At 42.6% G+C, this 22,284-nt stretch carries 23 protein-coding genes, 8 tRNA genes and 1 rRNA gene; 30 read left to right on the forward strand and 2 right to left on the reverse strand.

Translation table 11 applies throughout. The features are described from left to right. Positions 1 to 11: 11 nt before the first annotated feature. From rrf to AEQ18_RS02725, 22 genes are all read left to right on the forward strand, one after another. Positions 12 to 127, forward strand: a 5S ribosomal RNA gene (rrf, locus tag AEQ18_RS02620). Between the two features lie 16 nt (positions 128 to 143). Then, a tRNA-Val gene (locus AEQ18_RS02625) sits at positions 144 to 216 on the forward strand. A 3-nt stretch (positions 217 to 219) separates the two neighbouring features. Continuing rightward, positions 220 to 292 (forward strand) — tRNA-Lys (locus AEQ18_RS02630). A 14-nt stretch (positions 293 to 306) separates the two neighbouring features. Then, positions 307 to 388: transfer RNA gene (locus AEQ18_RS02635), tRNA-Leu, on the forward strand. 8 nt (positions 389 to 396) lie between these two features. Continuing rightward, positions 397 to 469 (forward strand) — tRNA-Thr (locus AEQ18_RS02640). An 11-nt stretch (positions 470 to 480) separates the two neighbouring features. Further along, positions 481 to 552 (forward strand) — tRNA-Gly (locus AEQ18_RS02645). Between the two features lie 17 nt (positions 553 to 569). Next, a tRNA-Leu gene (locus tag AEQ18_RS02650) sits at positions 570 to 655 on the forward strand. A gap of 12 nt (positions 656 to 667) precedes the next feature. Further along, positions 668 to 741, forward strand: a tRNA-Arg gene (locus AEQ18_RS02655). A 29-nt stretch (positions 742 to 770) separates the two neighbouring features. Then, positions 771 to 844 (forward strand) — tRNA-Pro (locus AEQ18_RS02660). Positions 845 to 940: 96 nt separating this feature from the next. Next, positions 941 to 1,822, forward strand: coding sequence for a ribosome small subunit-dependent GTPase A (rsgA, locus tag AEQ18_RS02665; RefSeq protein WP_054114818.1), 882 nt, complete (start codon positions 941 to 943; stop codon positions 1,820 to 1,822). Between the two features lie 12 nt (positions 1,823 to 1,834). Continuing rightward, entirely contained in the window at positions 1,835 to 2,485 is a 651-nt protein-coding gene (gene rpe / locus AEQ18_RS02670; protein ID WP_054114899.1) for a ribulose-phosphate 3-epimerase, read from the forward strand. Beyond that, positions 2,486 to 3,127, forward strand: coding sequence for a thiamine diphosphokinase (locus AEQ18_RS02675; RefSeq protein ID WP_054114819.1), 642 nt, complete (start codon positions 2,486 to 2,488; stop codon positions 3,125 to 3,127). It abuts the gene before it with no gap. 136 nt (positions 3,128 to 3,263) lie between these two features. Then, positions 3,264 to 4,121 carry a rod shape-determining protein MreC gene (gene mreC, locus AEQ18_RS02680; RefSeq protein ID WP_054114820.1) on the forward strand — a complete coding sequence of 286 codons (858 nt, stop codon included), beginning with the start codon at positions 3,264 to 3,266 and terminating at the stop codon, positions 4,119 to 4,121. A gap of 2 nt (positions 4,122 to 4,123) precedes the next feature. Beyond that, positions 4,124 to 4,633, forward strand: a complete 510-nt coding sequence (mreD, locus tag AEQ18_RS02685; RefSeq protein ID WP_054114821.1) for a rod shape-determining protein MreD — start codon at positions 4,124 to 4,126, stop codon at positions 4,631 to 4,633. Positions 4,634 to 4,806: 173 nt separating this feature from the next. Continuing rightward, positions 4,807 to 6,162, forward strand: a complete 1,356-nt coding sequence (locus AEQ18_RS02690; protein WP_054114822.1) for a C40 family peptidase — start codon at positions 4,807 to 4,809, stop codon at positions 6,160 to 6,162. Between the two features lie 140 nt (positions 6,163 to 6,302). After that, positions 6,303 to 8,000, forward strand: a complete 1,698-nt coding sequence (locus AEQ18_RS02695; RefSeq protein WP_235505475.1) for a PTS sugar transporter — start codon at positions 6,303 to 6,305, stop codon at positions 7,998 to 8,000. Beyond that, positions 7,963 to 9,993 (forward strand): BglG family transcription antiterminator, encoded by a 2,031-nt coding sequence (locus AEQ18_RS02700; RefSeq protein ID WP_054114823.1) that lies wholly within the window; start codon positions 7,963 to 7,965, stop codon positions 9,991 to 9,993. Before AEQ18_RS02695 ends, AEQ18_RS02700 begins: the two co-directional genes overlap by 38 nt. Before the next feature lie 12 nt (positions 9,994 to 10,005). Next, the gene (locus AEQ18_RS02705) at positions 10,006 to 10,440 is read left to right on the forward strand and encodes a PTS sugar transporter subunit IIA (RefSeq protein WP_054114824.1); all 435 of its coding nucleotides are present in this window, start codon (positions 10,006 to 10,008) and stop codon (positions 10,438 to 10,440) included. A gap of 149 nt (positions 10,441 to 10,589) precedes the next feature. Next, entirely contained in the window at positions 10,590 to 12,356 is a 1,767-nt protein-coding gene (locus AEQ18_RS02710; RefSeq protein WP_054114825.1) for a PTS mannitol transporter subunit IICBA, read from the forward strand. 13 nt (positions 12,357 to 12,369) lie between these two features. Continuing rightward, positions 12,370 to 12,807 carry a PTS sugar transporter subunit IIA gene (locus AEQ18_RS02715; protein ID WP_054114826.1) on the forward strand — a complete coding sequence of 146 codons (438 nt, stop codon included), beginning with the start codon at positions 12,370 to 12,372 and terminating at the stop codon, positions 12,805 to 12,807. A 13-nt stretch (positions 12,808 to 12,820) separates the two neighbouring features. After that, positions 12,821 to 13,969 carry a mannitol-1-phosphate 5-dehydrogenase gene (locus AEQ18_RS02720; protein WP_054114827.1) on the forward strand — a complete coding sequence of 383 codons (1,149 nt, stop codon included), beginning with the start codon at positions 12,821 to 12,823 and terminating at the stop codon, positions 13,967 to 13,969. 116 nt (positions 13,970 to 14,085) lie between these two features. Beyond that, complete coding sequence (locus AEQ18_RS02725) at positions 14,086 to 14,385, forward strand: hypothetical protein (RefSeq protein WP_054114828.1); 300 nt, start codon at positions 14,086 to 14,088, stop codon at positions 14,383 to 14,385. A gap of 72 nt (positions 14,386 to 14,457) precedes the next feature. On the opposite strand, the gene AEQ18_RS02730 is transcribed toward AEQ18_RS02725, so the two are convergent. After that, entirely contained in the window at positions 14,458 to 14,970 is a 513-nt protein-coding gene (locus AEQ18_RS02730; protein ID WP_054114829.1) for a type 1 glutamine amidotransferase domain-containing protein, read from the reverse strand. Between the two features lie 132 nt (positions 14,971 to 15,102). Between AEQ18_RS02730 and AEQ18_RS02735 the strand changes: the two genes are divergently transcribed. From AEQ18_RS02735 to AEQ18_RS02745, 3 genes are all read left to right on the forward strand, one after another. After that, the gene (locus tag AEQ18_RS02735) at positions 15,103 to 15,654 is read left to right on the forward strand and encodes a hypothetical protein (RefSeq protein ID WP_054114830.1); all 552 of its coding nucleotides are present in this window, start codon (positions 15,103 to 15,105) and stop codon (positions 15,652 to 15,654) included. A gap of 179 nt (positions 15,655 to 15,833) precedes the next feature. Further along, entirely contained in the window at positions 15,834 to 16,256 is a 423-nt protein-coding gene (locus AEQ18_RS02740; RefSeq protein ID WP_054114831.1) for a hypothetical protein, read from the forward strand. An 8-nt stretch (positions 16,257 to 16,264) separates the two neighbouring features. Further along, a complete protein-coding gene (locus AEQ18_RS02745) occupies positions 16,265 to 17,017 on the forward strand; it encodes a DUF6681 family protein (RefSeq protein ID WP_054114832.1) in 753 nt (250 codons plus the stop codon). Positions 17,018 to 17,100: 83 nt separating this feature from the next. On the opposite strand, the gene AEQ18_RS02750 is transcribed toward AEQ18_RS02745, so the two are convergent. After that, the gene (locus tag AEQ18_RS02750) at positions 17,101 to 17,508 is read right to left on the reverse strand and encodes an Hsp20/alpha crystallin family protein (protein ID WP_054114833.1); all 408 of its coding nucleotides are present in this window, start codon (positions 17,506 to 17,508) and stop codon (positions 17,101 to 17,103) included. A gap of 188 nt (positions 17,509 to 17,696) precedes the next feature. Between AEQ18_RS02750 and ispE the strand changes: the two genes are divergently transcribed. From ispE to purR, 5 genes are all read left to right on the forward strand, one after another. Continuing rightward, complete coding sequence (gene ispE, locus AEQ18_RS02755) at positions 17,697 to 18,548, forward strand: 4-(cytidine 5'-diphospho)-2-C-methyl-D-erythritol kinase (RefSeq protein ID WP_054114834.1); 852 nt, start codon at positions 17,697 to 17,699, stop codon at positions 18,546 to 18,548. Positions 18,549 to 18,781: 233 nt separating this feature from the next. Beyond that, entirely contained in the window at positions 18,782 to 19,714 is a 933-nt protein-coding gene (locus tag AEQ18_RS02760; RefSeq protein WP_054114835.1) for a metal ABC transporter substrate-binding protein, read from the forward strand. Between the two features lie 11 nt (positions 19,715 to 19,725). After that, positions 19,726 to 20,406: a metal ABC transporter ATP-binding protein gene (locus AEQ18_RS02765; RefSeq protein WP_054114836.1), complete on the forward strand. Its 681-nt coding sequence runs from the start codon at positions 19,726 to 19,728 to the stop codon at positions 20,404 to 20,406. Beyond that, on the forward strand, positions 20,379 to 21,209 hold the full coding sequence (locus AEQ18_RS02770; RefSeq protein ID WP_054114837.1) for a metal ABC transporter permease: 831 nt from the start codon (positions 20,379 to 20,381) through the stop codon (positions 21,207 to 21,209). Before AEQ18_RS02765 ends, AEQ18_RS02770 begins: the two co-directional genes overlap by 28 nt. Before the next feature lie 151 nt (positions 21,210 to 21,360). Then, positions 21,361 to 22,188: a pur operon repressor gene (purR, locus tag AEQ18_RS02775; RefSeq protein ID WP_054114838.1), complete on the forward strand. Its 828-nt coding sequence runs from the start codon at positions 21,361 to 21,363 to the stop codon at positions 22,186 to 22,188. The last annotated feature ends 96 nt before the right edge of the window (positions 22,189 to 22,284 follow it).

Here is a 22,284-nt window from a genome sequence, read left to right on the forward strand (position 1 = left end):
CAATTGAATAGTGTGGTGGCGATAGCAAGAAGGATACACCTGTAACCATGCCGAACACAGAAGTTAAGCTTCTTAGCGCCGATTGTAGTGAAGGGTTTCCCTTTGTGAGAGTAGGACGTCGCCACGCGTTTTTTTTACCTTATGGGGGTTTAGCTCAGCTGGGAGAGCATCTGCCTTACAAGCAGAGGGTCAGCGGTTCGAACCCGTTAACCCCCATATGAGCCGTTAGCTCAGTTGGTAGAGCATCTGACTTTTAATCAGAGGGTCGCAGGTTCGAGCCCTGCACGGCTCATAGTAATAACCTATGCGGGTGTGGCGGAATTGGCAGACGCACTAGATTTAGGATCTAGCGCCTTCGGGCGTGGGGGTTCAAGTCCCTTCACCCGCACTTAAATCGCCGGCTTAGCTCAGTTGGTAGAGCATCTGATTTGTAATCAGAGGGTCGAGGGTTCAAGTCCTTTAGCCGGCATCAGGATTTATGCGGAAATAGCTCAGTGGTAGAGCACCACCTTGCCAAGGTGGGGGTCGCGGGTTCGAACCCCGTTTTCCGCTTTTGCCAACGCAATAAAGCCGGGGTGGCGGAACTGGCAGACGCACAGGACTTAAAATCCTGCGGTGAGTGATCACCGTACCGGTTCGATTCCGGTCCTCGGCATTTTTATATGATGCGCCCATAGCTCAATTGGATAGAGTGTTTGACTACGGATCAAAAGGTTAGGGGTTCGACTCCTCTTGGGCGCGTAGTCTTTTTATTTTTTGTTTACTATTATCGGGAAGTAGCTCAGCTTGGTAGAGCACTTGGTTTGGGACCAAGGGGTCGCAGGTTCGAATCCTGTCTTCCCGATTTTTTATGTCTGAAGCAGATATGCTTCAGGCTTTTTTTGTCTTCAGAAATAGTGGATAAAGTATGATACAATAGAACAAACGAGGAGGAATCTTTTTGAAAGGACAAATCATCAAAGCTTTAAGCGGCTTTTATTATGTTGATGCGGCAGACGAAATCTTCCAAACCCGTGGACGGGGGAATTTTCGCAATCGCAATATCACACCATTGGTTGGGGATGAAGTCGTATTTGAAAGCAGCAGTCGGACTGACGGCTACTTATTAGAAGTTTTGCCGCGTAAAAACCAATTGGTGCGTCCCCCTGTGGCGAATGTCGATCAAGGCGTTGTAGTAACAAGCCTGATCGAGCCTAATTTTTCGTATAATTTGCTGGATCGTTTTTTAGTTACACTAGAATATGAAGACATAGAGCCAATCATCTTTTTGACAAAGGCTGATTTAATGGCGGATGAGAAAATGATTCACGAAATTGAAGCAATTTATGAGGAAATCGGCTATCACGTGATCACTTCTAAAGCTGATGGAGAAGAACTACAGGCACTACAAAGGTATTTTCCTGAGCGGCTTACCGTCTTTATGGGACAATCGGGTGCTGGAAAATCTACACTCCTTAATCGGATCATGCCTGAACTTGAGTTGAAAACTGCGGCTATTTCTGAATCTTTAGGGCGTGGCAAGCATACGACAAGACACGTTGAGCTCTTGCCAATTTGTGATGGTTTAGTGGCAGATACACCAGGTTTTAGTTCCATTGATTTTTTGGAGATCGAGAGTAGTCAGCTACCTAAGTTATTTCCAGAATTTCAAGCAATTGCGAATCAATGTCGTTTTCGAGAATGTATGCATTTAAATGAGCCTGATTGTGCCGTGAAAGAGGGCGTCGATGAAGGCCACATCGCAGCCTCTCGTTATAACAATTATGTACAATTTTTAGAAGAAGTAGAGAACCGACGTCCGGTTTATAAAAAGAAGAAGTGAGGGAATCCAATGATCAAGTTAGCGCCATCGATTTTAAGTGCTGATTTTGCAAATTTGCAAAGAGATATTGAATTAGTTGAGCAACATGGAGCCGATTATATCCATGTTGATGTTATGGACGGACACTTTGTCCCCAATATTACTTTAGGCCCCAACATCGTTAAAGCGATTCGTCCTGTAACGAAGCTGCCATTAGATGTTCATTTGATGATCACTGAGCCTGAAAATTATATCCATGCATTTGCTGAAGCCGGTGCAGATATTATTGGTGTACATGCCGAAGCAACCGCACATATTCATCGGGCAGTTCAAATGATCATTGCCGAAAATGTGAAAGCTGAAGTTGTGATCAATCCTGGAACACCTGTTTCAGCAATTAAACATGTTTTATCTATGTGTGATCAAGTATTGGTGATGACGGTCAATCCAGGATTTGGTGGGCAATCTTTCATTGAAGAGTCATTGGAAAAAATTAAAGAGTTAGCTGAGCTGAAAGCAGAAAATCAGTACCATTACGATATTGAAGTGGATGGTGGCATCGTACCAGAAACGGCCAAACGTTGCTTAGATGCTGGTGCGAATGTTTTTGTAGCAGGAAGCTATATCTATGATGCGGATGAACCTGCCGCGCAGATCAAGGCGCTGAAAGAAGCATTGCAGTAGATGAGGATCCTATTAGCTGCTGGCGGTAGGCCTGAAACATGGCCAGATCTAATCAACTATGATGTATTTGTTGGCATTGATCGAGGGGCATTTTATTTATTCAATGCTGGGTTTCCTTTGACACTTGCAATAGGTGATTTTGATTCACTGACACCAGAAGAATTGGTTCAAGTAAAAACACAAGCTGAAGCATTTATCCAAGCACCGCCAGAAAAAGATGATACAGATACGCAACTTGCTTTAGCCGAGACTTTGAAACGTTATCCCACAGCTGCCATTGATTTAATCGGTGTGACCGGGGGACGGTTAGACCATTTGCTGGCGAATCTTTGGCTTGTTTTAGAGCCTAGATTTCAACAATATGCAGCAAATATTCGTTTACTTGATCGTCAAAATAGTATTCGTTTTTACTTACCGGGGAGCCATCTGATCACTCATGAAAAAGGCATGAACTATTTGGCCTATTGTTGTTTGACGCCGGTAGTCAATCTAACTTTAAGAGACAGTAAATATGTATTGAACAATATGGATGTTTCTCACCCAACTTCTTATGCCAGCAATGAGTTTGTCACTGAAACAGCTTCATTTTCATTTGATGAAGGTGTGATAGCGGTGATTCAAAGCCGTGATGAAGAGACCTAGGTCTCTTTTTTTTGTTATTGAAATTTTCAGAAAGTCAATTACAAAAAAAACATTAAGACGGTCAACTTATCTTTTGTTTCAGTGATTTTAATGGTAAAATTAAGCCTATCAGTTTCTAACTATTTGAGGTGTCTTTGTGAAAAAGTTTAATCCGAATAAAAATATTATTATCACATTGATTATTGTGATTTTAGTCGTGACCGTATTGAGTGTGACCATTGCCAAACGTGCAGTGGGTAATTCGACAAATGTTGTTCAATCGACAGTGAATGATACCATGGCGATCGTTGATAAAGTGATCACAGCCCCTATCCGCTGGATTGAAAGTGGTGCCAACTCTGTGAAGAACTTGTTTGTCACGTTTGAAGAAAATGAGCGTCTAAAAGAAAAATTAGACAGCTATGATGAACTTGCCCAATCCAATGAAAATTATCAACGTGAGATTGATGCGTTAAAAGAAGAATTGGCGCTGAATGAAACATTGACCAATTATGATAAAATCTCAGCGAATGTCATTAATCGCTCACCTGATACTTGGCAAGATATGCTAGTTGTCGATCAAGGAACCAAAGACGGTGTTGAGATCAATATGGCAGTCATGTCGCAAAAAGGCTTGATTGGTCGTGTGATTGAAGTCAATGCGGCGTCTTCTAAGGTGGAATTGTTGACATCTGAAAATCAAAATTCCAATCATTTTCCAGTGAGGATCAGCGGAGAAGATGGAGAAAACTTTGGTATCTTAAGCAGCTATGACCAAAAAGAAAAATCACTAGTCATTACACAGTTAACTGGCTCAAGCGATCTAAAAGAAGGCGATGTCGTTCAAACATCTGGCCTCGGTGGGAATTCTCCAGCTGACCTTGCAATCGGTACAGTTGTCAGTACGACCAAAGATGAGTTTGGCCTGGATACAAAAGTTTACGTCAAACCGTATGCACAAATGTATGATATTCAAACTGTGACCATTATCAAACGGTTGGCAGGTGATGAATAGCCATGAAAAAGCATGACTATATCAAATATATTTCAGCATTATTCTTGTTTGTGATGATGCTTGTCGACGGACAGTTGACGCGATTGTTAGAAAAATGGACACAGGATAACTATATTGCGAGTGCGCATGTCTTGCTGATTGCTTTATTATGCGGCGCCCGATATCTGCCGAGAAATTTTCTGATTCCTACAGCGTTGGTTATTGGATGTCTATACGATCTATACTATATAGGTTTGATCGGTATTTATACTGTTGCCTTTCCTTTGATTGTTTGGATCATGTATTTGCTTGATAAAACAATCTATCAAAATATTTTTACTATGTTTTTTGGGATGATCATTTTTGTCACAAGTCTGGAAATCGTTACACTGAGCATTCAGCTTTTGTTTAAAATTGCTTCGGTCAATACGTCCTTTTTTGTATCAAGATTTTTGGCCCCGACATTATTGCTGAATATGATTTTATTTTTTATTTTAGTGATTCCATTTATGAAGCTATTCAAAGAAGAATAGCTTCATTTTTTTGTTCTGAACCATCGTTAAATGAAATGTTTTTGTAATATTTCCTTTATCAATCTGACATGGGGCTATGTTACAATCAGTTTAGCCTAAATATCTTTAGATATTTTTAAGTAATTGTACATAAAAAAAGCACATTATGAGCATGTCAGCCGGAGGAATGAAGCGTGAAAAAACGTATTTTGTCAGCATTATTAGTAAGTTCGATCGTTCTTACAACAATTGCCGCACCGACAATTGTTTCAGCAACTGATTATGACAACAAAATTGAAGCGAAAAATCAAGAAATCACAGATCTGAAAGATCAACAAGCAAGTACGCAAGCGCAGGTTTCAGCACTTGAAAGTGAAGTTGCTGGCATCAACGAAAAAGCGCAAAACTTATTGCAGCAGCAAAGTGAATTGCGCAGTGATTCTGAAAAATTGACACAAGAAATTGCTGATTTGAAAGTAAGAATCGAAAAACGCGAAGCAGCCATTCAAGAACAAGCGAGAGATGTTCAAGTCAATGGAAAAAGTTCTTCTTTCATTGATGCTGTTTTAGAAGCAGACTCTTTGACCGATGCGATTGGCCGCGTCCAAGCGATGACGACGATCGTGAATGCCAACAATGACTTGGTTGAACAGCAAAAAGCTGATCAAGAAACAGTCGAAAGCAAAAAAGCTGAAAACGATGAAAAATTAAAGACGATTGAAACCAACCAATATGAGTTGGAAACTCAATTAAGTGATTTGCAAACCAAACAGGCAGCTTTGAATGTTTTGCAAGCTGATTTGGCTCTGCAACAAGCCAGCAAAGAAGATGAAAAAGCTGATCTAGAAAACCAAAAAGCTGAATATGAAGCAGAACAAGCCCGCATTGCTGCGGAAGAAGCTGCTGCCAAGGAAGCTGCTGCCAAAGAAGCCGCTGAAGCACAACAAGAAGCCGAAGCTGCTGCAGCCCAAAGCACTGAATCATCTACAACTGCCAGCACAAATGAAGAATCAACGAGTTCAGCATCATCAACAAATCAATCTTCAAATAACGCTAGCAGTACAGAAACTTCAACTTCTGAGAGCAATTCAAGCAATACATCAAATAATAGCCAAGAATCTGCGAATACCGATTCATCAACAAATAACTCAGGATCGACGACTGATTCCGGCAACACATCAACACCTGCACAATCAGTGGATGGCGCAGCCATCATTGCGGAAGCACAAAAATACATTGGCACACCTTATCTGTGGGGTGGTTCAACACCTAATGGTTTCGACTGTTCTGGTTTCACGCAATATGTTTTTGCTAAAGTCGGCATTTCATTGCCTCGGGTGACGTATACGCAAGAGTATGCAGGTACTGTTATTTCAATCGATGAGGCCAAAGCGGGTGACTTGCTATTTTGGGGCAGTCGCGGCAGCACCCGTCATGTGGCGATCGCTATGGGAAATGGACAATACATCCATGCACCAACAACTGGTCAAACTGTATCGATCAGTAGTTATTCATACTACTCTCCAGATTTTGCGGTTCGCGTAAATTAATCAAAATGATCTTCAAAAAAAGCTGGCGTTTGACGTCAGCTTTTTTAGTGTCTTATACTATTCTTGCAGAAGAAACGATGGAAGGCAGTATTTTCATAGTGTCGAAAGTTAATGTGAAGGTGCAGAGAAAGGTAGCAAGCATGATAAAACGCACATATGCAGCCAGAGAAAAAATGGATACGCTTAAATTTTATACAAACTACCTCACCAGAATGATGATGCCTAATTTGAGTATATTTATTGCTTGGATGCTCATCTCTTTGGTTTTGACCAAGCTAAATGTCGAATCAGCAATCATTCAACAAGCGGAAAAAGGCATCTTTCAGTTTGTGCTACCATTAATGATCGCCTATACAGGAGGGGAACTTCAGTATCGCGGCCGAGGAGGGATTGCTGCCATCCTCGCTGTATTCGGCTTGATTTTAATGACAGATGCACCCCAAGTATTTGGTGCGATGGCACTTGGTCCAAGTGCTGGTTGGCTGATCAAACAGTTGGATATGAGAATCAAAAATAAAGTACCAACCGGATATGAAATGATTACTTCGAATATATCGGTAGGTTTTGTGGGCGGTCTGCTTTTTTTGCTTAGTTTTTTTTTATTGGCGCCTTTGTTCGAAAGTGTCAATCAAGCAAGTTATCAAATGGTTGACTTCTTTATTGACAAAAATGCGATTGCCATTATCCATATCATTCTTGAACCGATGAAGATTTTCTTTTTCAATAATGTCATCAATCATGGTTTGTTTACTCCTTTGGGCATTGAAGATACTGCTGTCCATGGTCGCTCACTTTTGTTTTTGATTGAAACCAATCCTGGACCGGGGATGGGGGTCTTAGCGGCTTATTGCTGGTTGAGCGCAAAGCCAATGCGAACTAACGCTGCTACTGCAATCGTCGTCCAGGCGTTGGGCGGTATCCATGAGGTGTATTTTCCATTTGTCTTGCTTCATCCAGCACTGTTTCTGGCGCCAATCATGGGGGGGATTAGCGGCACATTGATTTTTCAATTATTTGATGCGGGACTCAAGGCACCCGCATCACCAGGTTCAATCCTCATCCTCTTGGCCAATGCCCCTTTGACAAAAATGGCTGCTGTTCTAGGAGGAATTGTCATTAGTATGTTTGTTTCATTTAGCATAGCAAGTATTGTTCTGAGAAGAAGCAGTCCAAAGTACGAGGTGAAAAATATGCCAAAGATCAATCAAATCACTGAGATCATCGTTGCTTGCGATGCTGGTATGGGATCTAGTGCGATCGGTGCCAGTATGTTAAAACGCCAATTGCAAGCAGCTCAGATAACCTTGCCTGTTCGATATGAATCGATTTATCGTGTCACTGATCAAGACAATATTTTGCTGGTCACACAAAAAGAACTGGCTGCACTTGCCCAAAAGCAAGCACCATCTGCCCAACACTTTCATGTTGGAAACTTTTTAGATACAGCTGAATATGATCAGCTGATCTATCACATCCAAACAACACAAGCACCAGACGATCCCACCACGGCGATGGCCCCACAGTCTACAGTACGTGCAATGGTCTTTTTGTATCAGGGAACGGTACGAGGATCACAAACGATGGCAGTAGAGTTGGTCAAAAAAATGGTTTCTGAGGAAGGGTTATCGATTGAAATCAGTAAAGCACCACTGGAAGAGGTATCTTTTTCTAAAGATGTGATCTATATCGCTTCAGAAGAATTAGCAAAGACAGTGGATGCCAAAGGTGCAGCACTATTTGCAGTCAACGACATGCTGCAAATGGAACAATATCGTCAGTTGCTGACAGAAGGAGCCGACTATGTTCTTAACCAAACGCGAAACGATTTTATTAACTGAACTAATGAATAGTGCAGGGCCTGTATCGTTGGATCGAATGATGCAAGTCTTAAAAGTCAGCAAACGGACACTTTATAGAGAACTCGCTAACTTGGAAAATTCTTTGCAGCGAGTGGATGCATCATTGGAAAAGAGTGGCCGTGGTGCTTTCCAAATCATTGCTTCAGAACAAGGGTTCCGACAATTGCAAGAAGCCATCATGACGGACACAGGGCAAGAATTTGCCGCCAATGAACGACAACACCATATTCTATTACAACTGACGATGGCAAAGGAGCCAGTATCGATTCACGATCTATTAGCAACCTATCAAATCAGCAATACGACCTTTTTTGCCGATATCAAACAATTGGAAGAAAGTTTAGCGCGCTTGCCGTTGCGGATTGTCCGCAACCAGGGCTATGAAATCCAAGGATCGGAAAAATATCGCCGCTTGGTAACTGCCAATACGATGGTGATGGAAATCAATGAGTATCAGTTTTTTCACTTGCCCGAAGCAGAAGAGCAAGAGCGATCCGTTTTTCAATTCATCTCTCGTACCCACTTATTGTTGGCACAGCGTTTGGTTCGCGAGATGATCGAACCTAAGTTTACAGAACTTAGTGATCGTAAATTGGCGTTTATTATCTTGATGTTGGCATTGGCGATGGATCGTGTCGAGCAAGGGCATGCTGTAGAAGAAGAAACCTATCCTAGCCAACTCAATAAAGGACTCTTAAAGGCGGCGAAGCAAGTCTTTGGTAAAGTGGCTGAGCAGACCAAGTTGTTGTATTCGATCAATGAGATTGTCTTTTTTGCTGTTCTGTTGGGTGATTTTGCCAATTCATTTGATCGAGATTTTTTTGATGAAAATTTTGATACTGATTTGGCTTATCGGGTCAAACGCCTGATCGAAGGTGTCAGCAAGCAAACTGAGGCGGCATTTTATGAGGATACCAATCTCTATAAAATGTTATTGACACATATTTCAGGGGTGATGACACGGGCAATTTTAGAAGAAAATCAATTGAATAATCCAATCTTAGAAAAAATCATGAATCAATATGTAGAGATAGCGGCTGCCATCAGAAGCAACTTGCCGCATATCTTTTCGCAACAACAATTTTCCGAAGAAGAAATTGCCTACATGGTCTTGCATTTTGCTAATTCCTTAGAGAAAAATCCTAAAGTATTAGAAGTTAATATTGCAGGGGTTTCACCCAGTGGCTTAGCCTCAATCAGTTTGTTGGAGATGCAGTTGCGAAAACATTTTCCGTTCATCAACCAAATCACCTTTTTTCGCGTAGGAGATGTGCAGCGGGAGAAAATCGAAGAACACTACGACTTGATTATTTCTACTTCGTTGCTGCCGGGTTATCAAGGAAACTATCAACTGGTTTCACCGATATTACTAGACGAAGACATCAAAAAACTTAAAACGGCCTTTCAAGAAATCAGTCAGCAAAAGCACTCGGCCCATAAAGCACCTCCGCAAGCGAGTAAGAGTGATACCTACGAAGAAGTTTTGGCCTTTATTGACGCTATCAACGCTTTGTTAGCTCTGTTTCGTGTTGAAATGATCGACAACAGTCTCGACTTAGAACAAACCCTTGCTGAAGTCATGGCTCGCTTTGAACGAACGCTGATTGCTGATCCCAAAAAAGTAGCTGAAAAATTGTTAAAACGGTATCTTCAAGCACCGGTTGGTATACCCGACACGCATGTTGCTCTGTTCCATGCATCGAGTTCAGCGATTCTGGCGCCGGTCTTTCGCATCTTTGATTTACGCCAACCTTTAGAACTATTCGCGATGGACAAAAAAGAAATCACGGTCACACGGCTGCTCGTTATGCTTGCACCTTATCCAATCAATGAAAAAAGCAGCCAAATGCTTGGGAAAATCAGCGGATCGATCATTATGAATGATTTGAATACTGAGATATTCAACTCGGGGAATGAATCGATCATTTACCAGTTGTTGTCATCCCTTTTGATTGAAGAAGTCAAACAATAGGAGGAATACGCGTTGTATATTCCAATCGAACGAATTATTGTTAACCAGCAATTTGCCAGTGCGGAAATTGCTTTACAGGAAATTGGTGCCTATCTGGTACAACAGGGCATCGTTGCTGAACCCTATGTCGATAGCTTGTTGCGTCGGCAACAGCAGTACGGTGTCTATATTGGTAATTTTGTGGCATTGCCTCACGCTGAAGAACAGGCGCATCAATGGATCATGGAAGAAGGGGTCTTTTTATTCCAAGTACCTGATGGTGTAGATTTCGGTACTGCAGCAGAAGCCAAGATCGCCACGATTTTGTTCGTGGTCGTTCTGAAAGAAAAGCAGTTATCTTTTTTACAGGAGATTGCCTTTTTTTGTTCAGATATCCAAAACGTCCGCTTACTCAGTGATGCCAGCAGCCCGCAAGAGATACAGCAAATTTTACTAGATGAAGAATGATGCAATCTGGAAGCCTAGCAAGTGTATCTTGCTAGGCTTTTTTTGCGTGGATAATATTTGGCACAGCTTTTTGTGCCAAAGTGCGACTTTCGGCAAGTTTCGTAAGCGCCTACAATGAGGATGTCAAGAAAACGAAGGGAGTTAGGAAAATGGAACAAGTACAAGGAGCAAATAAATCATCGCTGAAATCCAAAGTCCAAAAACTGGGGAGCACGTTATCAAGTATGGTGATGCCGAATATCGGCGCATTGATTGCATGGGGTGTATTAACGGCATTATTTATTCCAGATGGTTATTTACCAAATGAATCTTTCGCAACGATGGTCGGTCCGATGTTGACTTATTTGATCCCAATATTGATTGGCTATACCGGTGGGAAAGTGATTGCTGGTGACCGCGGTGCGGTCGTGGGCGCGATTGCGACAATGGGTGTGATTGTCGGAACAGATATCCCGATGCTGCTGGGAGCCATGATCATGGGTCCTTTAGGCGGCTGGGTAATCAAGAAATTTGACGAAATGTTTCAAGATAAAATCCGAGCTGGCTTTGAGATGCTGGTCAACAACTTCTCGGCAGGTTTGATCGGTTTTGCTTTAGCTTTACTAGGATTTGTTGCAATTGGTCCAGTTGTCAATACATTGACTGAAGCCATGGCTTCTGGTGTAGAAGTGATCGTCAATGCTCATTTGATTCCACTGGCAAATATCTTTATTGAACCAGCAAAAATTTTATTTTTGAACAACGCAATCAACCACGGTATTTTGACACCGCTTGGCACTGAACAAGTGAGTGAATTCGGTAAATCGATTCTTTATCTATTAGAAGCAAACCCTGGACCAGGTTTGGGTGTCTTGCTTGCTTTCACCTTGTTTGGCAAAGGGGCTGCAAAATCCTCTGCGCCAGGTGCGATCATCATTCATTTTATCGGCGGAATCCACGAAATTTATTTCCCCTACGTAATGATGAAACCAATTATGTTTTTAGCAGTAATAGCCGGTGGGGTTTCTGGAAGTTTCACCTTCCAATTACTAGGTGCTGGATTACGCGCACCCGCTTCACCAGGATCAATCATTGCGATCATGGCCATGACCCCATTTAACTCGGTCATGAGTGTAGTATCCGTATTAGCCGGAATCGCGGTGGGTGCCGGGGTATCATTTGTGATCGCCGCAGCGATCTTGAAAGCCGATGCCAAAAATACTGTTGATAATTTTGAAGAACAAGTCCAACAAACACAAGCGGCAAAACTCAGCGCAAAAGGGATCGCTGTGCAACCCGTCAGCGGTATCAACCGGATCATCTTTGCTTGTGATGCAGGCATGGGCTCTAGTGCTATGGGCGCATCGATTTTGCGAAAGAAAGTCAAAGAAGCTGGTCTAGCACAACAAGTCAGCAATTCTGCGATCAACAATTTACAAGACGATGCCAACGCATTGATCGTGACGCAAGAAGAACTGCAAGAACGGGCAAAGCAAAAAGCACCAAATGCGACCTTTGTAGCAGTTGAAAACTTTCTGAATTCACCTCGCTACGATGAAATCGTTGCAAGTCTTTCAGGCAATACAGGTGAAGAAGCAAAAAAGCCTGAAGCGTTTCAACCAGAAGAACAGTTTTCATCAAATGAGTTGAAACATGTCAATGAAATTATTTTGGCCCATGATGACCGTAAGGGATCGGCTACGATGGCAAAAAAAGTCGTCCAAGATCTACTGACCAAAGAGTCATTGACAGTGCCAATCAGAAAGAGTCATATCAATGATCTGCAGGCGAGTGCCTCATCGTTGGTCATTACCAAAGAAGCATTGACCCAGCAAGCCAAAAATACAGCACCTGAAGCCATTCATTTTTCTGTTAATAGCTTGATGGGCAATACCAACTATCAACGAATCATCTCTTCACTGAAAGAAACAGTATAGGAAGGTGTGTACGATGAAAGAATTACAAAAAGAAATGATCGAACTGAATAAACAGTTTGCGACAAAGGAAGAAGCCATTCGCTACTGTGGAGAAAAGTTATTGGCCGCAGGCTGCGTTGAACCCGAATATGTCGATGCAATGGTGGTTAGAGATGAGATGCTTTCTGTCTATATGGGGAATTTTATCGCTATTCCCCATGGAACAGATGAAGCCAAGAAATATGTCAAAGAATCTGGGATCTGTATCGTACAAGTGCCAGACGGCGTCAACTTTGGTACAGCTGAAGAAGAAAAAATCGTGACGGTTCTTTTCGGGATCGCCGGCAAAGGGGAAGACCATTTGCAACTGGTCCAACAAATCGCCCTGTTCTGCAGTGACATCGACAATGTTGTTGAATTGGCTGATGCACTGGACAAAGAAGAAATTGCCAGAAGCTTAACGGTGGCATAAGGGGGAAACAAAGATGAAAGCAGTTCATTTCGGTGCCGGCAATATTGGCCGGGGATTTATTGGCGAGATATTAGCCAACAATGACTTTGAGATTACATTTATCGATGTCAATGATACAATCATTGACGCCTTGAAAGCGCGAGAAAGCTATACGATCGCATTAGCAGATGATAGCCACGAACAGATCCAGATCGATCACGTGACTGGGTTAAATAATGCCAAAGAACCCGAAGCAGTGATCCAAGCGATCGCTGAAGCAGACATTCTGACAACGGCGATCGGCCCCAATATTTTGCCGCGGATCGCTGCATTGATCGCCCAAGGTCTAGAAGCCCGCGCACAAGATACGACGAAGCAGCCAATCGATGTGATCGCGTGTGAGAATATGATAGGTGGATCAACCTTCCTGAAAAGTGAAGTTCAAAAACATCTTGCAAATTGGCAAGAGATCGAGGCAACAGTGGGCTTTCCGGATGCAGCCGTTGATCGAATCGTTCCCATGCAGCAGCATGATGATCCATTGTTTGTGCAAGTCGAACCTTTCAGCGAATGGGTCATCCAAGAAACAGGAATGAAATCAGGCATTTACTTAAACGGTGTCCACTATGTTGCCGATCTGGAACCGTATATTGAACGGAAATTGTTTAGTGTCAATACTGGGCATGCCACAGTTGCCTATACAGGCGCATTGCAAGGCTATCAGACGATCGATGAAGCGATGCAAGACCATTTAGTTGTTATTCAGCTAAAATCGGTCTTAGAAGAAACTGGACGGCTATTGATTGAGAAATGGGATTTTGATCCTGAAGAACATGAACAATATATCGAAAAAATCATCCAGCGCTTCAAAAATAAATATATTTCTGATGCCATTACCCGCGTAGCACGGACGCCTGTGCGGAAATTAGGAACGGAGGAACGGTTTATCCGTCCAGTCTTGGAATTGGAAAAACGCAATGTCCAGCCAGAGCATCTGTATGAAACGATTGGAATGATCTTTAATTACCATGATCCAGAAGATGAACAAAGTCGCCAACTGCAAGCGCTTTTGGCAGAAAAAGAGTTGTCAGAAGTGATTACAGAAGTGACTGGCCTGACTGATGTCGAAATGATTGACCTCATTCGGCAAAATATCGAAAAATATGCCTATGTGGCAGCATAAAGCAGCAACAACCACTGGTTTGACTCAATTTTAGAGTCAAACCAGTGGTTTTATCATTTCTAGGATTGACTTTTATCTGGTCTAGCTGATAATAGAGAGTGAAATGAGGGGATCATATGGATAGATGGTTTGAAGAGGCACAGCTGCATGTCGTTGAGCTGCCAGTTGAATGGGTAGAAGACCGCCCATTGTATCAGGCATTTATTCGCGAGTTGCCGACGCTGCAAGCACAAGGCCCTTCTCGTCAAGCAGTCTATCGGCAACTGGCCGAGTTGTACGCGGCATATGCGGCACAACTAAGAGAGCGTGCCGAATCAACGGAAGAGATGACCTCTTCTTTACTGACGACGGAAGAACTGTTGAGATATTATGATGGTGAAACCTTCGATGGGTTTGAATTGCCGCAAAATGACTAAAAAAAATCAGCCGCTGACTTTGATCAGTTGGCTGATTTTTTTGCAGGATATGACCACCCTGCTATGGAGACATTATTTCAAGGCATCAACGATTGCTTGATTGAAAGCGGGGATATCGTCTGGATTCCGACTGGTGATCACACGATAGGTCTCATCGATCACCACAGGTTGATCTTTGACATCCGCGCCTGCGTAAGCCAAGTCAGGGCGTACTGAATCATACGCAGTCAATGTCAGTTTATCTGTTAAACCAGTTTGAATAAACAGCTGTGGGCCATGGCAAATGGCAAAAACTGGCCGATCTGAGTTGATGAAAGCTTTAGTCAGGTCCACATAGCGGTCATCTGTTCGTAGTTGGTCAGGAGAGAATCCGCCTGGGATCAACAAGGCATCGAAACGATCTGGGTCAATGGCATCGATGGTGGTGTCCACCGCGAAGGTCCCGCCTTGTTTGCCGGTTACTTGAGAAGTGCCTTCATTACTGATCACGACGACATCGTGTCCGGCAGCTTCTAACGCTTCCTTAGGTGCTGACAATTCAATATCTTCTACTAAATCTGTGACGATCACTGCAACTTTACTCATATGATTTCCTCCTTATGACTTGATGGACAAGACGTCCACCTGTTACTATTTATGCTAACGAAGTTTGTCATTGCTGACAAATGATTTGTTTGGCAGCGAGACATACGTCTATCAAAGAAAGAGGTGCCTGATGTGGCTGAGATCGAGTTATATATAGCAGAAGATCCTTTATGTTTGGAGAAAGTGACGTTACACTTTATGGGCAGCGAGGTGAGCCGCACGCCACAAAAAATATTTGAAAAAGCCGATGCCAGGATGCACGAATCAGTAGATCACTTATGTACAGTGCTTATAGAAGAGGCAATCACTCAGTTAGAAGCAATTGGCGAAGAGTCAGATTATCTTGATCTCATCTATCTCAGGATCAAGGATGTTTATCAGACGAGAAGCGGCAAACAATTGATACAATACCCTTTCCCTAATATGGAGGCGGCATTAAGACCGATCATGATGGAGGTAGCTGAGCCAATCGCTGAGAAATTCTATGAGGAACTGACCAATCAATTGGAAGAACTTACAGACGACGAGTTGTTCAGTACCTACTACCTTGATGACCAACAGGTCGTGATCCAAGTGACGGCGCCAATCGACTATGAAGAAGTTTTGTCCATCGACACATTGATCAGAAATTACCACGACACACTGCACATCGTGTATGAAAAAATCTATCCCTATATCGTTTAACGACTGCTAAGACAGTCGTTTTTTGTTGCAAACGGATGCAAGTTTAGCTTTTTTTTAAATCAAGCCAATTGTTGCCAAGAAACCTTGACCCTTGTGAAAGAAACGATTATAAAGAAAATAAGCGGTGCAATCCTTTAAGCCAGATGTGCATCAAATAGAGAAAGAAAAGGATGAGATCTATGCGCAAAGTTCCGCCAATTTTGAAACCAATTGCTTTATTGACGATTTCAACGATCATCGCTACGGCAACGGGCGTCGTCAATTCTCAAAGCTACCGTGCCCCAAGTACGAGCAGCCAAACAAGTGAATCGACTGACCAGTCAGTACCCGCGTCGACACAAACTTCAGTGAGTCAAGAAACGGATGAACAACAGACACAGCCGACAAGCAGTTCTCAATCTATGGAACAAGAGCAGCCAGCTTCATCGGTTGATCAAAACGTGACAGATGAAATAAGCAGTGGGACAGCGGATGACAGTACGACACCTTCCAGCGAGGCGAATACGGAACAAGAAAGTCAAGAAAATCAACAAACGCCAGCTTCTAGCGAAGAGAATAGTGTGGATCCACAAGTCGTTACAGACGAAAATCAAGATGAGTAGGTGAGAAGATGACACTTATATTAGATATGATCAATGGCATCCACAAATTTTTGGGCTATTTGGATATTAGTCCGAAATACTTAAATCGGGCCTATACCGTTTTGAGTATCATTCCCACGGCGTATATCGTACGGATCATCTTTGGTTTGTTCTCTAACCAAAACTATGTCCAAGCAACGCTGTATAGTATCGGTTTTTTGCTCTTGATCTACTTCTGGATTTTGAATATCTTTTACTATTTTTTGGATAAAAATATGAAAGGCGATGTGACCCAAGTATTTGTCAAAGTATTGCCAGATGAAGTATTCAATATCGAAAGTGAGCACGTCAGCACGACACAAATCGATCATTTACACACCGAAAAAGCCCAAATCGACTTCGAGGAAGACTATCAATTGATTTTGGCCGATCACTTGCAGACCTTGATCAGTCGTGATGAATTGCGTTTGCAGCCATTGAAAAATGGATTTACGATTCCTAAGAATACGTTATATCCCTATTACTTTATCAAACAACAATCAGCCGATCGTTATATCTTGCAGATTGGTACCAGCTATAGTGACATGACGGCTATTGGCACGATTCAGTGGCAAGAGGAGAAAGCGTTGGAGCCAGTTGGATTATTCATCACTGGGGGCGATTTCCTCAAAAATGAGGTGACGTATCATGAGCCTTACAGCTTGAAATTATATATCAAAAAAGCGGTTAGCCAAGAAGAAGCCACCACGTCTAGACAAGCGTATCGCCGACGAAAAAAATAAACGTAGTTGTGTAAATAGTGAAAACCTGCGCCAAAAGGTTTGCAATGCATCATGCATGCAAGCTCTCGGCGCAGGTTTTTTGGTTATTCAATAGGAATATTTTTGGCAGGCGCATCTTTATAACTTGCTTTAGGCAAGGTCAAAGTCAGCACGCCATCTTCAAACTTAGCTTTGATCGAGGCTTCATCGATATCTGTTATCGTGAAGGTCCGTTGATAAGCACTGCTGGAACGTTCTTTGCGCAAATAATGGCCCAGGTCGTCTTTTTCTTCCACTTCATCCGTCTGCGTTGCCGAGATCGTCAAGGTGTTGTTGACATAACTAACGCGGATATTTTCTTTTTTGATGCCAGGCAAGTCTGCTTTTACGAGATATTGATCTTCGTATTCTTTAATATCCGTATTCATTTGCCGTTCTTGCCAAAAGCTATTCATTAATTTTCCCAACAATTCTTCGCCGCCTGTAAAATCTTTTGGAATCAAGTTTGCCATAATGTTCCCTCGCTTTCTTTTGTGCATATAATGATTGGTTCTCAGTTGCTACTTTTATTTTACGAGGAACAACAGGAAAGGGCAACCAAAAGGTCGGCATCTAAGAAAACAAGAGAAATCACTCAACTATCTTTACAGAATCTGCTATGATAGAACTAAACAACTATCAGATGATGGGATGAATGAAGATGGAGATAATTGAAAAAGCGCCCGCTAAGATCAACCTCGGTCTTGATGTCGTAGACAAAAGAGCAGATGGGTATCATGAGTTAGAGATGGTGATGTCCAGCGTTGATTTAGCCGACCGTCTGATATTGGAAGAACTTGCAGAAGATAAAATCATTATCGAAACCAATAAAGCGTTCTTACCAGTAGATAAACGCAATAACGTTTATCAAGCAGCAAGTCTGATCAAAAAACGATTCGGGATCACCAAAGGAATCAAAATCAAAATCACCAAGCATATTCCTGTTGCAGCAGGATTAGGTGGTGGCAGTACCGATTGTGCTGCGGCATTGCGGGGGATGGTCCGTTTATGGGATCTGCACATATCCATGGAGGAACTGATCGAGATTGGCATGGAAGTGGGGACCGATGTTCCCTATTGTCTATATGGCACCACAGCCCATATCGCCGGAAAAGGAGAAATCGTCACACCCTTAAAACCGATGCCGCAATGTTGGGTCGTTCTGGTGAAGCCGCGCTTGAGTGTGTCGACAGGTAAAATCTTTCAACAAGTAGCTTTAGACCAATTGCATCATCCGAATATTGCTGCCTTATCTGAAGCAATTTTGGCAGAAGACTACCCAGCGATGGTGGCAGCGATGGGCAACAGCTTAGAAGCGATCACGATTCCTAAGTATCCAATTGTGCAGCAAATCAAAGACCGCATGCTAAAATATGGTGCCGATACCGCGTTGATGACCGGCAGTGGTCCAACTGTCTTTGCTTTATGTCAAAAATACTCTCGGGCACAACGCGTATACAATGGGTTAAAAGGCTTTTGTGATGAAGTCTATTTGGTTCGGACATTGAAATAACAGACGACAAAAAACACAAGTGGATGACTTGTGTTTTTTGTATGTGGCCAACATATGAACAAAAGTACGGATGTTTTCCGATTTGGCAGTCGATTTCCTAAGCAAATCGGAAAACATCCGATTTATCTTGACGAAGTTGCAAAGATTTGATAAAGTATCTCTTGCTTGATAAAACGGAACAAGTCCGTTTTGTATTAAGATTGTCGATTTTAAAAGGAACAAAGGAGAAAATAATGAAAAAAATCATCGCCGCAACCGCACTGTTTTGTAGTTTGCTCTTAGGTGCCTGCAGCAATAGCCAGAGCAATGACGCTGATCCTGCGAAAGATGCAGGATTGTCGATCGTGACAACTTTTTATCCAATGTATGAGTTTACCAAAGAAGTAGTCGGTGATGCTGGAGAAGTATCCTTGCTGATCCCAGCAGGAACCGAACCTCATGATTTCGAACCAAGTGCCAAAGATATGGCCAAAATCATGGAAGCTGATGCCTTTGTCTATAATAGTCCAGCATTAGAAACGTGGGTATCAAACGTAACAGATTCTATTGATACAAAACAAACAGCGATCATTGAAGCCGCCCAAGATATTGACTTAGCAGAAAATGAGGAAGAGCATGACCACGAAGAAGCAGACCATGACCATGAATTAGATCCGCATGTCTGGACGGATCCGGTGTTGGCCATCCAAGAAGTAAAAACGATTCGCGATCAGCTGTCAGAAGCGTACCCTGACCAAAAGGACCAATTTACGGAAAATGCCGCCGCCTATATCGAGAAACTAGAGGCCTTAGATAAAGCTTACAGTCAGGCGTTTAAAGAGGCGACACAACGGACATTCGTGACCCAACATGCTGCTTTTGGGTATTTGGCACGACAATACGATTTGGTTGAGGCATCGATTTCTGGGATCTCGCCAGATCAAGAGCCAACACCTAGTCGTTTGGCTGAGTTGAAAGAATACGTCGAAGAAAATCAAGTCAAAGTGATTTATTTTGAGGAAAATGCATCGTCTAAAGTCGCAGAAACGTTGGCGAATGAAACAGGCGTCGAGTTAGCGGTCTTGAATCCAATAGAAAGCTTGACACAAGAACAGATGGACAATGGCGAGACCTATCTATCCGTAATGGAAGACAATTTATCGGCTTTGCAAAAAAGTATCAAATAAGGAGGCGCTCCGTGCGTTATATCGATGTAAAAGACTTAACCTTTTATTATGATGATGAACCAGTTTTAGAAGACATTTCTTACTATGTAGAAGATGGAGAGTTCGTCATCTTGACAGGAGAAAATGGGGCAGCCAAATCCACCCTGATCAAAGCAACACTAGGCTTGCTGAAACCGTCAAAAGGACAGGTCACAGTAGCTAGTCAAAATGTGGCAGGTGAAAAATTAAGTGTTGCGTATATTCCCCAGCAGATTGCTTCTTTCAATGTGGGTTTTCCAAGTACAGTTTTGGAATTGGTAGAATCTGGCCGTTATCCTAAAGATCGCTGGTTCAAACGTTTGACCAAGCGTGATCACGAACATGTACGTCGCGCTTTGGATGCGGTGGGTATGTGGGAGATGCGCAACAAACGAATTGGAGAACTATCCGGCGGGCAAAAACAACGGATTAGTTTGGCACGGATTTTTGCCACAGATCCTGATTTGTTTATTTTAGATGAACCAACGACGGGAATGGATGAACAATCACGTAATTTGTTTTATGAACTATTGCGGCACAATGCCCATGATCATGGCAAATCGATTTTGATGATCACCCATGACCACGAAGATATCAAAGAATACGCGGACCGTCAGATTCGCTTAGTGCGGAAGGAGGATTCACCATGGCGCTGCTTTCATATGAATTCATGAGAAGGGCTTTTTTAGCCGCTATTTTTATTGCAGGTATCGCACCGATGCTAGGCGTCTTTCTCGTGATCCGTCGCCAATCTTTAATGGCAGATACACTTTCCCATGTTTCATTGGCAGGGGTGGCTTTAGGGTTCTTCCTCAATTTGAACCCGGATCTAACCACTTTGCTTATCGTGGTGATCGCAGCCATCATCCTGGAATATTTGCGGACATTATATCGAAGCTATTCGGAAATATCGATTGCTATTTTAATGTCAGGCGGGTTAGCCCTTGCTCTGGTCTTAATGAATCTTAGTGGTGGGAATTCTGCGACAAGTATCCAATCATACTTATTTGGGTCAATCGTGACGATCACCCAAGAGCAAGTCTGGATTTTAGGCTTCCTTTTCTTGATTGTTTTTGCTTTATTCTTTTTGTTCAAGCGTCCCATGTATATATTGACATTTGACGAAGATACCGCCCATGTGGATGGTTTGCCGATTCGTGTGATGTCGATGCTGTTCAATGTCTTAACAGGTGTGGCCATTGCCATGATGATTCCCATCGCAGGGGCACTATTGATCTCAGCCATCATGGTCTTGCCAGCAGCCATCAGTATGCGTTTAGGTAAAAGCTTTAATGCAGTGATCTTGATCAGTGTCGTGATTGGCATGATCGGTATGATGACGGGATTGACGAGTTCGTTTTATTTAGACACACCACCAGGAGCCACGATCACGTTAGTTTTCATCGGCTTGTTCTTACTTATCAACCTGATCAAAAGGATCATCATTCTCTTCCAACGAAAACAACGACTAAAATAAACCGCTTTATGAAAAAGAAACGAAGAATCAGCGTTTCTTTTTTTTATATTCTAATCAAACCCGAACGTTTTAAACTTATTTTGAGATAATGCTCGCATTTATTTCAGAAAAGCCTTATAATAAGGCGAATAAACTAAAGGAGTTGTCTGGTGTGAAAATACGTCGCAGTGAACGTCTGATCGACATGACCCACTATTTATTGAATCATCCCCATGAACTGATTTCATTGTCTTTTTTTGCGAAGCGTTATGCCTCTGCAAAATCATCGATCAGTGAAGATCTTTCGATTATCAAAAAGACTTTCAAAGAGCGTGGAACTGGCCTGTTAGATACTGTACCTGGCGCAGCGGGCGGTGTTTTTTTTGTGCCTGAAATCTCAAAGGAAGAAGCGTATGCATATGTAGAAGGATTGGCAGAACGATTGTCGGAACAAGACCGTTTACTACCAGGCGGCTATGTGTATCTTTCAGATTTGTTGGGGGAACCAGAACTGTTGCGGCAAGTTGGCCGAATCATTGCGTCAAAGTATCTTGGTGAAAAAATCGATGCGGTCATGACGGTGGCGACGAAAGGTGTACCCATCGCACAAGCCGTTTCTTATTATCTGAATGTCCCTTTCGTTATCGTTCGTCGGGATTCTAAAATCACTGAAGGCTCAACTGTGAGCGTAAACTATGTTTCCGGATCTTCTGAGCGGATCGAGAAGATGGAATTATCCAAACGCAGTTTAAAACGCGGTTCTCGCGTGTTGGTGGTCGACGACTTTATGAAAGGTGGCGGCACAGTCAACGGGATGAAGAGCTTGATCGAAGAATTCGAAGCCGAACTCGTGGGGATCACGGTATTTGCTGAAACGAAATTCAAAGGTAAGCGGGCAATCACGGATTATAGCTCATTGTTATTCGTAGAAGATGTTGATACCCAAACCAAAACGATCTCGGTTGTACCAGGAAATTATTTTACAAAAGAAGCTGAATAATTGAAACACCTTGCTCGCAGATGTTCATCTGAAGCAAGGTGTTTTTTCAATTGGTCTAGGTGCAAATAACGCTAAACATTGAAATTTACAATCACT

The sequence above is a fragment of the Enterococcus sp. RIT-PI-f genome, from assembly GCF_001297065.1.
Classification (GTDB): domain Bacteria; phylum Bacillota; class Bacilli; order Lactobacillales; family Enterococcaceae; genus Enterococcus_D.